General features: G+C 54.8%; 12 protein-coding genes. All 12 read right to left on the minus strand.

Going from position 1 to position 13,842, the window contains the following annotated elements; translation table 11 throughout:
- Positions 1-1,206, minus strand: coding sequence for a glycosyltransferase (locus tag ACM6I6_RS12830; RefSeq protein ID WP_414919987.1), 1,206 nt, complete (start codon positions 1,204-1,206; stop codon positions 1-3).
- Positions 1,207-1,369: 163 nt separating this feature from the next.
- A complete protein-coding gene (locus ACM6I6_RS12835) occupies positions 1,370-2,797 on the minus strand; it encodes a hypothetical protein (protein WP_323627798.1) in 1,428 nt (475 codons plus the stop codon).
- A 147-nt stretch (positions 2,798-2,944) separates the two neighbouring features.
- Complete coding sequence (locus ACM6I6_RS12840; protein WP_406591353.1) at positions 2,945-4,375, minus strand: sugar transporter; 1,431 nt, start codon at positions 4,373-4,375, stop codon at positions 2,945-2,947.
- Between the two features lie 228 nt (positions 4,376-4,603).
- The gene (locus ACM6I6_RS12845) at positions 4,604-4,843 is read right to left on the minus strand and encodes a LapA family protein (protein WP_323627800.1); all 240 of its coding nucleotides are present in this window, start codon (positions 4,841-4,843) and stop codon (positions 4,604-4,606) included.
- Between the two features lie 20 nt (positions 4,844-4,863).
- Positions 4,864-5,163, minus strand: coding sequence for an integration host factor subunit beta (gene ihfB / locus ACM6I6_RS12850; protein WP_046819433.1), 300 nt, complete (start codon positions 5,161-5,163; stop codon positions 4,864-4,866).
- A gap of 129 nt (positions 5,164-5,292) precedes the next feature.
- Entirely contained in the window at positions 5,293-5,574 is a 282-nt protein-coding gene (locus ACM6I6_RS12855) for a hypothetical protein (RefSeq protein WP_323608461.1), read from the minus strand.
- A 226-nt stretch (positions 5,575-5,800) separates the two neighbouring features.
- Positions 5,801-7,495 carry a 30S ribosomal protein S1 gene (gene rpsA, locus ACM6I6_RS12860; RefSeq protein ID WP_274074946.1) on the minus strand — a complete coding sequence of 565 codons (1,695 nt, stop codon included), beginning with the start codon at positions 7,493-7,495 and terminating at the stop codon, positions 5,801-5,803.
- A gap of 119 nt (positions 7,496-7,614) precedes the next feature.
- On the minus strand, positions 7,615-8,304 hold the full coding sequence (cmk, locus tag ACM6I6_RS12865; RefSeq protein ID WP_323627801.1) for a (d)CMP kinase: 690 nt from the start codon (positions 8,302-8,304) through the stop codon (positions 7,615-7,617).
- Positions 8,301-10,508 carry a bifunctional prephenate dehydrogenase/3-phosphoshikimate 1-carboxyvinyltransferase gene (locus tag ACM6I6_RS12870; protein WP_406591375.1) on the minus strand — a complete coding sequence of 736 codons (2,208 nt, stop codon included), beginning with the start codon at positions 10,506-10,508 and terminating at the stop codon, positions 8,301-8,303. Before ACM6I6_RS12870 ends, cmk begins: the two co-directional genes overlap by 4 nt.
- A gap of 28 nt (positions 10,509-10,536) precedes the next feature.
- Positions 10,537-11,649, minus strand: coding sequence for a histidinol-phosphate transaminase (gene hisC / locus ACM6I6_RS12875; protein ID WP_414919988.1), 1,113 nt, complete (start codon positions 11,647-11,649; stop codon positions 10,537-10,539).
- A gap of 13 nt (positions 11,650-11,662) precedes the next feature.
- Positions 11,663-12,757 (minus strand): prephenate dehydratase, encoded by a 1,095-nt coding sequence (gene pheA / locus ACM6I6_RS12880; RefSeq protein ID WP_027620100.1) that lies wholly within the window; start codon positions 12,755-12,757, stop codon positions 11,663-11,665.
- The gene (gene serC, locus ACM6I6_RS12885; RefSeq protein WP_414919989.1) at positions 12,757-13,842 is read right to left on the minus strand and encodes a 3-phosphoserine/phosphohydroxythreonine transaminase; all 1,086 of its coding nucleotides are present in this window, start codon (positions 13,840-13,842) and stop codon (positions 12,757-12,759) included. Before serC ends, pheA begins: the two co-directional genes overlap by 1 nt.

Here is a 13,842-nt window from a genome sequence, read left to right on the forward strand (position 1 = left end):
TCAATTATTTTTCTCCATAAAATCTACAATTTTTTGTCCGACGGCAACACTAGACTTGGTCTCTGAAACCCAAATTCTACCACAAGCAGCCTTCTCCAACAAAAATTGTTGATCAGCTGCAAAAAACCGCTTCAGTGCGGCGCCTACACCGCTAGAAGTGCTATCCTCGATAACATTGACGAATTTGAAATATTCATCAGGAATCCCCGCCAGACGCGTTGTTAGAATTGGAACGCCGCTGACAAGATACTCAAGTAACTTAGAGGGAAATGAGTACCGGGTATAAGCCTGTTCCGGACTTCGACTCAGAACCAGGCAGGAGGCTGAGGATTGAATACGCTCGACTTCTGCAGCACTCAAGAACCCAAGATATTTAACAGCCGGGTGCTTACTGGAAACTTCGGTAATATACCCCTCCAACTCCCCCCGCCCACAAAGCCAAAGCTCAGCATCAACCTCGGACGCAATAAACCCCTCAATCAATTGAACTATACCATATGCTTTATTCAGACCACCGGCATAAAAAATGACTTTTTTACGATCTGGTGAACTGTTTCCCTCCTCCGCAGTTAGCGCAGAGGAGTTCGATATACCCTCAATTACCAAATATTCTTTATCTGACCACACCAAATTATCTTTAACCATATGCTGGCTCGTCACAAAAACACCCGACGAAGCAGCTATCAATCGATCAATGATGTAGGCGTCTATCTTCTTCAAACCCCTAAGCACCGTCGACCTGTTCATTCCCATATCCATGTAAGACGGCAGATCAGGAATAAAGACAAAAAAAGGGATGCCGTACAACTTCCGAATTATGAATGCCGCCAGCAGGTTCGGCGTATGAGCCGCGTAGACACAAACAGCATCAAGCCCGTTTTTTTTGTGCTTGATCAAACCCACCAAAGAACCCAACAATCGAGTAAACACTTTAAGTATTGGCAGATTTACAATTGGTGTGACGATCCCGGTTCCCGACGCATCTGCAAAAGAACCACCAGGAAAATACCAGTTTTTATTACGCGGATAGGTTGATACCGCAATGCTCGCTATGGTTTGTACGCATGCACCAGCAAAACGCAGCGCTTCGAGAAATCGCTTTTCAAGCTTGTAAGCGGCTATCTGCGGGAAAGCGTCATCTTTTGAGTACTTATCAAAATATGAGTCGCCTACGTAGAACCCCAACAGCACAATTTTTTTGCCCATTCTCGCCTTCTCAACAACCAATTCGATGGATAGCACCTAACAGGATACTCACCATCTGAAAAGGCAACCCGCACACCTACTGTTTTAACCAGGGAGGTCGGGCTGCGCTCCTTTAGCAACTTCGTTTCCGGCTAACCGCAAGGAGAGACCGGCGATTTTCTATTTATTTTATGTCCAGCGTTTGGTTTCCGAACCCAAATCGCCGCCCTAGCGTGCGCCATCCCTTGAATACAACCAGACCCAGCACCACCCAAAAGACACCATGATCGTAAAAAATCGGACCTTCGCCCGGAATCTGGGAAAAATGGTAGCCCACAATTGCACCAGTTACTGCTAGCGAGCCAACGACTGCTCCAGCATTTAACGGAAGCGACGCAAACAAGCCGAGAACGACCGATGCACACAACAGTGCAAAAATAGCAATTGGCCATCCACCTAATGCGTAACCTGATATCTGTACCGCCGCAGGGGCAGTACCACGGCCATTGAAACTATCATTGAAAATGCGACTATAGATAAAGGTGCTTGGACGGCAGGCAGGGCCAATTCTAGCCTGAGCAATAATCCCGCCACAAACCTGGCCTTCCGTTGTGAAAACCTGATAATAATACGGATATATGATTGCCATTCGATTGACCACATTGAATAGCAGCATTGGCGCGTTGCTTGCCGCTGCCTGCCCAACGCTCAAAGTTTTATCGATAGCCCCAACTCCGGTTGCACCTTTAACCCCTTCAGAAACTTTTGGACTCTCCAGCTGCACTTGAGGTGTGGCAGAGGTAATGGGGCCCTGAGTAATCTCAGTGATCTGCGGAATATTTTCATCCGGTGCCTGCGCCGCAGGTATCAGACGAAAAACGAACGCTGAAATCATGAAGTACATTGTGATCAGTAAAACGCCGCCAACCACTGCCTTTAGATACGGGTAGCGCTTGGAGTAAACAAAAACGGCCAATACCAAACCTGCGTAGAATATGAGAATCGGCCATTTCATATTCAGAAGCACAAGAAACACCGACATCAGGATGGCATTAGCAATGGTCGCCACCACCCAAAATCGGCTGCTTGCCATTATCCATCTGACCAGTGAATATATGGAGAGATAATGTAGAAGTGACATCAGCACTACTAAAGGTATGAACCCGAGTTGATTCCTGATCTTGAATCTCGCCTCGACTGATGCAACCGGGTCAGTACCCGCCAAGAACAAGGAGAAGGCGTCGGCCTTGAACATTGCGTACAGCACGAACAAATAACTAGCAGTTATAATAAACAGATACTCGGACTTCGTGAACTCTGGAAATACCCTACTCCAACGCTCCAAGTACTGCCCGGCAAACTTTCGCACACATACAATTACAACTGGAGTTACTATAAATGGAAGCAACAACAACAACCAATAACCCGGACTAAACAACGTTTCAAACTGCAGAATATCAGCTGTATAGCGGTTCTTTTCGAGTTGCTCTCGCCCATAGGGTAGAGCATACAAGATATTCCCCAAAACCACTGTCACAAAATATGCTGATAAAAATATCAACGGTGCCAGGTTTTTTGAAATCCACACTCTTAGCTTGTCAAGGAGCATCATTACCGGAACACCTACCTATAAAATTATCAACGAACTCGATCCATCCAGATACAACAAGATAATCTAACTGCACATCAGCAATCCATTCCTGCACCAGACAGGCGGTCAAGCCCTCAACCTTACCCCTGATCAAATCAAGCAGACCCATTACACGGAGGCCTTCATAAATTCACTCCACCTCACCCCTTTCCATAGAGAGAATAGAGAAATTGCCGAAAATCCTACTAGCCAGTAAATGGATCTTTGCCACTCGATCATTGACCCGGCGATGACCTCCAAACCGACGCTTAGCGCATACCCTGCCAGCAAAGCCAGCGACGACACCATCGCGGGTGCGCCAAAGCTTCGATAGAAATCCAGACGCTTGAACAGACTCGCGGTGACGAGGCAAAAATACAGCATTTGCGCGAGTAACACACCTAGAGACGCACCGATCACACCCCAGTACCGGGCGCCGACCCATGCAAAAAGAACGGATATGAGCGAAGAAATAACCGAAAGATACGCTAGCAGTTTCATTTTACGATGCACTTCAAGTCTCTTTTGAAAATACACCGCAGCACTGTTCAAGAAGACGCCAATAAACGCAAAGAGAATAGCCAGCTTTGAAACAGTTATAAGTTTTCCGGTGACAACTTCAAAAAATCCAAACCCTACAAAATACAGCGCCCCCCAGAGAAGCGAGAATGTGACTATCAAAAACCCTGAGGAACTCTCTATCACATTAATCGCGAATACACCCTCTCTAAAGCGTTTAATAACGAAAGGATGGACCATCATCAACAAAGGCATACTCAACAACCCAGCTGCCCCCACAAACAGATCCTTCAATGACAAATACGCATCGCCAGACTCAACATTATAAAAACCAATTGCAAATCTATCAGCTCCAACCATCACCAGCATTCCTAATATCCATGGCGAAAGTGCAGCACCATACTGAAAAATAAGCCTTAGATTTTCTTTGAACAAACCGACATTAGAGAAAGGATTAAAAGCACTAAATATCTTGAGAAGTGTATACAACAAAAAAAATGCGCCAGCAAAATATCCTAAAGCCAGCGAAAACAAGGCATATCTGAAGTCAACTTCAAAGAACCTGAAGAAGATAACTATCAATGCAATTTGCGTGACAGCCTGCAAGATAACCGCTACCAATTGCTGCTTTACAAAAAAACCTGCCTGGCACGCAGAAGAGAGAAAGAAGAACAGAATTTGACCAAAGCACAACAACCAAACACACAAAAAAACGTAAGCCACCGATGAAAAATAAACCGCAACCGCCGCTGCCAGAACAGAGGCGACCGGAGCGATAAGAAATACAACCGAAATACAATTAGAAACAAATAGCCGCTTGTCTTCCAGACCTGAATAATAATAAATAAAAGAATTACCGACCCAACCCGCACATAACTGAGCAGTAATTAGCGAGCAAAACAAACTGACTGAGTAACTGACGTAGTGCCCTTCCGGGAACAACCTATACAGGTAAAATATCAAAAATATACCTGAAACGGCTGGCACCATCTTCACAGGCACATATAGCAGAAGCTTTCGAAGAAAAACATTCATTCTCATTATTATCGCCAAACTCTTTCTTCGCAAAAACAACTATTTAAATAATTCAAAAGCCAATATGAAAAATCTGATGAACAATTTCAATCCAGAAGCCGGACAGCGACAATCGAATCTATCACCCTAAAAAGACATGGAATAGCTCAGAAACAGCCAAGGATTGGGAACGGCAGCCCTATCTTTTCACCATACCTTCCACCAAAAATCACCCAAAAAACCAACGAGCAAAAATCAGGTAGCGTGACGCAAAGGCCTTCGCACCACACGCCGGCAAAGCCAGCCCACACATGGCCCAATTAGCATCCCAACCAACAACGCCGTTATGACCAGTAGTGAAATTGGCAATTGCGGCACTGACCAACCCAAAAACTGCAACGAAACGTTTTGTTGATTCTCCAAGACGAATGCCAGGATCAACAAAAGAAGCAACAAAAAAGACAATATGAAAGCTACGCGCCTGAGACTACGCATACATCACTCTCCAATCCAACTCATTCAAACTCACCCTCTTCCTCCTCATTCACCCGATCCCTAAGCTCTTTACCCGGCTTGAAATGCGGAACAAACTTGCCATCCAGGCTAACCGACTGACCGGTCTTCGGATTGCGCCCTACACGAGGTGCGCGGTAGTGCAGGGAGAAGCTGCCAAAACCACGGATCTCGATACGATCACCGGTGGCCAGGCATTGGGACATTTGCTCAAGCATGGTCTTGATGGCCAGCTCCACATCCTTGGATGAGAGCAGCCCTTGATGGGTGACAATTCGTTCGATCAACTCCGACTTCGTCATAATTTTCCCTTCTTTTTCAAGCAGCTAGATCAGCGCTTCAAAGGTTTTAGCATGCCCTGACAAATTTGAACAGCCCCCTCCTGTAGCCTGTTTTTTCTTCCGGGGCACTACACTCCCCTGCCCGCCCACTCACCTGCAGATAACCAGCATCGTCCGCGTAACTAAACCCGCGGGATTGAAGCCAAAGAGAAATTCTTCCTCTTCTTCCTTTGCATCATCGGACCTTGCCACGACTGTATAGCCTGCACCTTTGCATTCCTTGGCTGCGCGCTTCTGACACCTTTCCCAGTTCGATCCCAGCCCCGAGCAATCGATCTCGATACCACTGACCCCACGCACGGCATGCGTTTTCGCACTGGTGGCACACCCTGCCAATGCCAGCACCGCTATGACGACTACGAGCGTTTTCATTCACATCCTTATGCCAGGCACAGCGCCTGACCGTCGTTTACCCCAAGCTAAGACTAGCTGCAAATAAGCGATTGATCCTGCTAAAGAAACAGACAGTTTTGGTGAGGTAATGTTTCGGGTTTACCCGAAAAGATCGCAGCCTGCGGCAGCTCCTACAGGGCGTGAGCCAAATTGCAGGCACAAAAAAGGGCGACCGAAGTCGCCCTTTTTTACAGAAAGTCAGAACTTAGTTCTGTTTTTCCATTTGTGCACGCAGCAGGTCACCCAGAGTGGTGGCTACTGGAGCATCCGAACCAGCTTGCGGCTTGTCGCGCAGGCTCTGGATCGCTTCTTTCTCTTCTTCAACGTCTTTCGACTTGATCGAGAGCTGGATTACGCGGCTCTTGCGGTCAACGCTGATGATCTTGGCTTCTACTTCTTCGCCTTCTTTCAGAACGTTGCGCGCGTCTTCAACGCGGTCACGGCTGATTTCGGAGGCTTTCAGAGTCGCTTCGATATCGTCGGCCAGGGTGATGATGGCGCCTTTAGCGTCAACTTCTTTCACGATACCCTTAACGATTGCGCCTTTGTCGTTCTCTTGAACGTACTCGGAGAACGGATCGCTTTCCAGTTGCTTGATGCCCAGGGAGATGCGCTCGCGCTCTGGGTCAACCGACAGGATAACGGTGTCCAGCTCGTCGCCCTTCTTGAAACGACGAACAGCTTCTTCGCCAACTTCGTTCCAGGAGATGTCGGACAGGTGAACCAGGCCGTCGATGCCGCCGTCCAGACCAATGAAGATACCGAAATCGGTGATCGACTTGATGGTGCCGGAGATTTTATCGCCCTTGTTGAACTGGCCAGAGAAATCTTCCCATGGGTTAGATTTGCACTGCTTGATGCCCAGGGAGATACGACGACGCTCTTCGTCGATGTCCAGAACCATAACTTCCACTTCGTCGCCGACTTGTACGACTTTCGAAGGGTGGATGTTCTTGTTGGTCCAGTCCATTTCGGAAACGTGTACCAGACCTTCAACGCCTTCTTCCAGCTCAGCGAAGCAGCCGTAGTCGGTCAGGTTGGTTACACGAGCGGTAACGCGAGTGCTTTCTGGGTAACGGGCTTTGATAGCAACCCATGGATCTTCGCCCAGTTGCTTCAGGCCCAGGGAAACACGATTGCGCTCGCGATCGTACTTCAGAACCTTGACATCGATCTCGTCGCCAACGTTGACGATTTCGGAAGGATGCTTGATACGCTTCCAAGCCATGTCGGTAATGTGCAGCAGGCCATCGACGCCACCCAGATCGACGAATGCGCCGTAATCGGTGAGGTTCTTGACGATACCTTTGACTTGTTGGCCTTCCTGCAGGGATTCCAGCAGAGCTTCGCGCTCGGCGGAGTTCTCGGCTTCCAGGACGCTACGACGGGAAACGACAACGTTGTTGCGCTTCTGGTCCAGCTTGATGACCTTGAATTCCAGCTCTTTGCCTTCCAGGTGCGTGGTGTCGCGCACTGGACGGACGTCAACCAGAGAACCTGGCAGGAACGCACGGATGCCGTTAACGTCGACAGTGAAGCCGCCTTTAACCTTACCGTTGATAACGCCCTTGACCACTTCTTCGGCTGCGAAGGCAGCTTCCAGAACAATCCAGCATTCAGCGCGCTTGGCTTTTTCACGGGACAGCTTGGTTTCGCCAAAGCCGTCTTCTACCGAGTCCAGCGCAACGTGAACTTCGTCACCGACGTTGATAGTCAGGTCGCCAGCGTCGTTGTAGAACTGCTCAAGCGGGATGAGTGCTTCAGACTTCAGGCCAGCGTGAACGGTTACCCAGCGAGCTTGGTAATCGATATCAACGATAACACCGGTGATGATGGAGCCTGCCTGAAGGTTCAGGGTTTTTAGGCTTTCTTCAAAGAGTTCCGCAAAGCTTTCGCTCATTTTAATTCCTGTTGATGAGGGCGAAGAATACGCCCATCTCCACACCCCAGACGGTGTGGGTTAGTTTCATTTAGAAGAAGCGCCCCAGGACTATGACTGGTCCCCTGCGGCCTTCTTGGTCACCCGGCGATATCGCGAATGGCGATCTCGCTCATGATGCGTTCCAGCACCTGGTCGATGGACAATTCCGTGGAATCCAGCTGTATGGCGTCAGCCGCCGGCTTGAGCGGGGCTACCGCTCGCTGGGTGTCACGCTCATCGCGTGCACGTATCTCATCTAGCAGACTCGACAGACTAACACCCTCGACTTTGCCCTTCAACTGCAAATATCGACGGCGCGCCCTTTCCTCGGCGCTGGCGGTCAGGAAAATCTTCAGCGGCGCATCCGGAAATACCACGGTACCCATGTCGCGACCATCGGCCACCAGGCCCGGCGTTTCCTGGAAAGCGCGCTGGCGCTGCAGCAGCGCCTCGCGCACCGCGGGCAATGCAGCCACCTGGGAGGCACCCGAACCGACGCTTTCGGTACGGATCACATCACTGACTTCGTCACCTTCCAGGATGATGCGCTGCAGCTGACCTTCGGTCGCCGCGATGAATTGCACATCCAGATGAGCGGCGAGTTTTTTCAGCAACTCTTCATTGGTCAGGTCGACGCCGTGGTTATGCGCAGCGAATGCCAGCAGGCGGTACAGCGCACCGGAATCCAGCAGGTTCCAGCCCAGGCGCCTGGCCAGGATCCCGGCTATGGTGCCTTTGCCCGAGCCGCTTGGCCCATCGATGGTGATGACCGGTGCAATGCTCTTCACGACTGGGCCTCTTGCGCAACGCGGATACCGACCTGCGCGCACAGCGCCAGGAAGTTGGGGAACGAGGTCGCCACGTTGGCGCAGTCGTGGATGCGGATCGGCGCCGTGGCGCGCAGCGAGGCAACGCTGAAGGCCATGGCAATCCGGTGGTCGCCGTGACCATGGACTTCACCACCACCGATCGAACCGCCATCGATGATGATGCCATCCGGGGTCGGTTCACACTTGACGCCCAGCGCCAGCAAGCCATCGGCCATGACCTGGATCCGGTCCGACTCCTTGACCCGCAGCTCTTCGGCGCCGCGCAGCACGGTGCGCCCTTCGGCGCAGGCCGCAGCGACGAACAGCACCGGGAATTCGTCGATCGCCAACGGAACCAGCGCCTCGGGAATCTCGATACCCTTGAGTTTAGCTGCTCGCACGCGCAGGTCCGCCACTGGCTCGCCGCCGACTTCACGCTGGTTTTCCAGGGTAATGTCGGCGCCCATCAGGCGCAGGATGTCGATCACGCCGGTGCGGGTCGGGTTGATGCCGACGTGCTCCAGTACCAGCTCCGAACCCTCGGCGATCGACGCGGCCACCAGGAAGAACGCCGACGACGAGATGTCGCCCGGCACTTCGATGTGGGTCGCGGTCAGCTTGTGGCCGGACTCGACCGAAGCGGTGGCACCGTTGACGCTGACCGGGTAGCCGAAGCCGCGCAGCATGCGCTCGGTGTGGTCGCGAGTCGGTGCAGGCTCGGTGACGGTGGTCTTGCCTTCGGCGTACAGACCCGCCAGCAGCAGGCAGGATTTAACCTGGGCACTGGCCATTGGCATGGTGTAGGTCAGGCCCTTGAGCTTGTTCCCACCACGAATGGTCATCGGCGGACGGCCTTCAGCGGCGGTCTCGATTACGGCGCCCATTTCACGCAGCGGGTTGGCCACGCGATTCATCGGGCGCTTGGACAGCGAAGCGTCGCCGGTCAGGGTGCTGTCGAAGTCCTGTGCCGCCAGCAGGCCGGACAACAGGCGCATCGAGGTACCGGAGTTGCCCAGGTAGATCGGTCCCGGTGCTGGCTTGAGGCCATGCAGGCCGACACCGTGAATGGTCACACGACCATGGTGTGGGCCTTCGATGACCACGCCCATGTCGCGGAACGCCTGCAGGGTCGCCAGGGCGTCTTCGCCCTCGAGGAAGCCTTCGACTTCGGTCACGCCTTCGGCCAGGGAGCCCAGCATGATCGAACGGTGGGAAATCGACTTGTCACCTGGTACGCGAATCCGACCGGACAGGCGGCCACCAGGTTGAGCCAGGAAAATCAGATCGTTGGAATTCATAGCGTCCACATAGGCCCGACGGGCCAGGATTTTACTGAAATGCTCGCGGGCAACCCGGGCGCGAGTGAAAACGCCCAATAATTGGTGCCCATCCCCTGCATCGACCGCGTCGCGCAAGGCGTCGAGGTCGCTGCGAAATGTATCGAGTGTGCGCAGGACAGCTTCGCGGTTGGCGAGGAAGATGTCATGCCACATGACCGGGTCGCTTCCGGCGATTCTTGTGAAATCGCGGAAACCGCCCGCAGCGTAACGGAAGATCTCAAGGTTTTCATTGCGCTTGGCCAGCGAGTCGACCAGGCCGAATGCCAGCAAGTGCGGCAGATGACTGGTGGCCGCCAACACTTCGTCGTGGCGTTCGACCTGCATATGCTCGACATCGGCGCCCAACTCGCGCCACAGACGATCGACCACGGCCAGGGCCTGCGGATCGGTCTGCTCCAGCGGTGTCAGGATCACTTTATGGCGACGGAACAGTTCGGCATTCGAGGCTTCCACCCCGCTCTGCTCGGAACCGGCGATCGGGTGGCCCGGCACGAAACGCGCCGGCATGCCGCCGAAGGCCTCGCTCGCCGCGCGCACGACATTGCCCTTGGCGCTGCCGACGTCAGTCAGGATCGCTTGCCCCAGATCCATGCCCGCCAGACGGCCGAGCATTTTTTCCATGGCAAGGATCGGCACGGCCAACTGGATCACGTCGGCGCCCTGGCAAGCAACCGCCAGGTCATCTTCGCAGCGATCCACCACACCCAGCTCAACCGCGAGTTTGCGCGACTGCGGGTCGAGATCGACCCCGACCACTTCGCGGCACAGGCCACTTTCGCGCAAACCCTTGGCAAACGAACCGCCGATCAACCCCAGACCAACCACCACCAGGCGTCCGATCATGGGCTCAGCACATTGCAGTGCAGTGACATCAACCACGGGCCAGAACCTTGGCCAGCGCCTCGAGGAAGCGGCTGTTTTCCGCCGGCAGGCCAATGGTGATGCGCAAGTGGTTCGGCATGCCGTAGTTGGCCACCGGACGCACGATCACGCCTTCGCGCAGCAGCCCCTGGAACACCGGGGCCGCCACCTGACCGAGGTCAACGCAGATGAAGTTGCCTTTGGATGGAATCCAGCCCAGCCCCAGATCACGGAAACCCGCTTCCAGTTGCTGCATGCCCGACTCGTTCAGGCGACGGCTTTCAGCCAGGTATTCGGCGTCCTGAAGCGCAGCGCAGGCAGCGGCCAAGGCCAGGCTGTTGACGTTGAACGGCTGGCGCACGCGGTTCAGCACATCGGCGACCACGGCGGTAGACAAGCCATAACCTACGCGCAACGCCGCCAGGCCGTAGGCCTTGGAGAATGTGCGCGACACCAGCAGGTTCGGGTAAGCCGCGAGGAAGTCCAGGCCGTCCGGCAGGTCGCTGCCTTCGGCGTATTCGATGTAGGCCTCGTCCAGCACCACGAGCACGTGCTCTGGCACGTCCTGGAGGAATTCGTCCAGCGCCTCGGTATCGAACCAGGTCCCGGTCGGGTTGTTCGGGTTGGCGATGAAGACCACGCGGGTATTGGCGTCGATGGCCGCCAGCATCGCCGGCAGGTCATGACCCCAGTCCTTGGCCGGAATCACTTTGGCATGGGCGCCGACGGCCTGGGTCACGATCGGGTAGACCGCAAACGCATGCTCGCTGAACACCGCATTCAGGCCCGGCGCCAGGTAGGCGCGAGCGACCAACTCAAGGATGTCGTTGGAGCCATTGCCCAGCGTCACCTGGTTAAGTTCAACACGGCACTGCTCGGCCAGCAGGGTCTTGAGCGCAAAACCGTTGCCATCCGGATAACGGGTCAGTTCAGCCAACTCTTCACGGATGGCCGCCAGGGCCTTGGGGCTCGCGCCCAGCGGGTTTTCGTTGCTGGCCAGCTTGACGATGCTGGCCGGATCGAGATCCAGCTCACGCGCCAGTTCGTCCACGGGCTTGCCCGGAACGTATGGCGAAAGTTGTTGCACGCCCGGCTGTGCCAGAGCGAGGAAATTGCCACTCATTTGCTACCACCCCTTAGAGAACTGCTTTCGGGTAGGAACCCAGCACTTTGAGTGCTACTGCTTCCTGGCTGATCTTTTCCAGCACACCTTTTACCAGCGGATCGCGGTGGTGGCCGACGAAATCGATGAAGAACACGTAGGTCCATTTACCGCTGCGCGACGGACGGGTCTCGATTCGCGTCAGGTCGATGCCGTTATCGTGGAACGGCACCAGCAATTCGTGAAGCGCGCCCGGCTTGTTGCTCATCGAGACGATGATCGACGTTTTGTCGTCGCCGGTCGGCGGCACTTCCTGGTTACCGATCATGAGGAAGCGCGTGGAGTTGTCCGGACGGTCCTCGATTTTCTCGGCCAGGCGGGTCAGCCCGTAGAGGCCGGCCGCCATGTCGCCGGCGATCGCCGCCGAGTTCCACTCACCCTTGACCCGCTTGGCCGCTTCGGCGTTGCTGGACACCGCCACGCGCTCGACATTCGGGTAATGGGCGTCCAGCCACTTGCGGCACTGGGCCAGGGACTGGGCGTGGGAGTAGATGCGGCTGATGCTGTCGGTCTTGGTGTTTTCACCGACCAACAGGTGATGGTGAATCCGCAGCTCGACTTCGCCACAGATCACCATGTCGTGCTCGAGGAAGCTGTCGAGGGTGTGGTTGACCGCGCCTTCGGTGGAGTTTTCCACCGGGACCACGCCAAAGTTCACCGCACCGGCCGCCACTTCGCGGAACACTTCGTCGATGGCCGCCATCGGCTTGCTGATCACGGCGTGGCCGAAGTGCTTCATGGCCGCAGCCTGGGTGAAGGTGCCTTCAGGACCGAGGTACGCCACTTTCAACGGCTGCTCGAGAGCCAGGCACGAGGACATGATTTCGCGGAACAGCCGCGCCATTTCTTCGTTGCCCAGCGGCCCCTGGTTGCGCTCCATCACACGCTTGAGCACTTGAGCTTCGCGCTCGGGACGATAGAACACCGGCACTTCGCCTTCGGCCAGCGAGGCCATCTTTACTCGCGCGACTTCCTGGGCGCAACGCGCACGCTCACTGATCAGCTCAAGGACTTTAGTGTCCAGAGCATCAATGCGAACGCGCAGTGCCTTGAGTTCTTGCTCAGACATTAGCCGTGTTCCTTCTCGAACTCTGCCATGTACGCCACCAGCGCGTTGACCGCGTTGATGTCGACGGCGTTATAGATGGAGGCGCGCATGCCGCCCACGGAACGGTGGCCCTTGAGGTTCAGCAGGCCACGCTCGTCGGCACCGGCCAGGAACGGCTTGTCCAGACGGTCATCGGCCAGGCGGAACGGCACGTTCATCCACGAGCGGTCCGACTTGTTGATCGGGTTGCTGTAGAGGCCGCTGGCGTCGATGAAGTCGTACAGCGTGCGCTGCTTGACGTCATTGAGCTTGCCGATGGCTTCGACACCGCCCTGCTCCTTGAGCCACTCGAACACCAGGCCCGACAGGTACCAGGCCAGGGTCGGCGGGGTGTTGTACATCGAGCCGTTGTCGGCCGCGACCTTGTAGTCGAGCATGGTCGGGCACTGGGAACGGGCGCGACCCAGCAGGTCTTCACGCACGATGTTGACCACGATGCCGCTCGGGCCGATGTTCTTCTGGGCACCGGCGTAGATCATGCCGAAGCGCGAGACATCCACCGGACGCGAGAGGATGTCCGAGGACATGTCAGCGACCAACGGAACGTCACCGGTATCGGGAATCCACTGGAATTCCAGGCCGCCGATGGTTTCGTTCGGTGCGTAGTGCACGTAGGCCGCGTCTTTCGACAGCTTCCATTCGTTCTGGCCAGGAATGGCGAAGTAGTCGTACGGCTTGGCGGTGGCGGCAACATTGACGTGGCCGAAGCGCGACGCTTCTTCGATGGCTTTCTGCGACCAGATACCGGTGTCGATATAGTCGGCGGAGCCATTTTCCGGCAGCAGGTTCAGGGGAATCTGGGCAAATTGCTGGCTGGCGCCACCTTGCAGGAACAGCACTTTATAGTTCGAGGGGATATTCAGCAGATCACGCAGATCCTGCTCGGCCTTGGTGGCGATGGACACGAACTCATCGCTGCGATGGCTCATTTCCATGACCGACAGACCCTTGCCGTGCCAGTCGAGAAGTTCACCCTGGGCGCGCTGCAGGACAGCTTCGGGAAGCGCCGCAGGACCGGCACAGAAGTTATAGGCTCTCTTGCTCAC

The sequence above is a fragment of the Pseudomonas sp. IT-P218 genome (assembly GCF_949767605.1).
GTDB lineage: Bacteria > Pseudomonadota > Gammaproteobacteria > Pseudomonadales > Pseudomonadaceae > Aquipseudomonas > Aquipseudomonas putida_AE.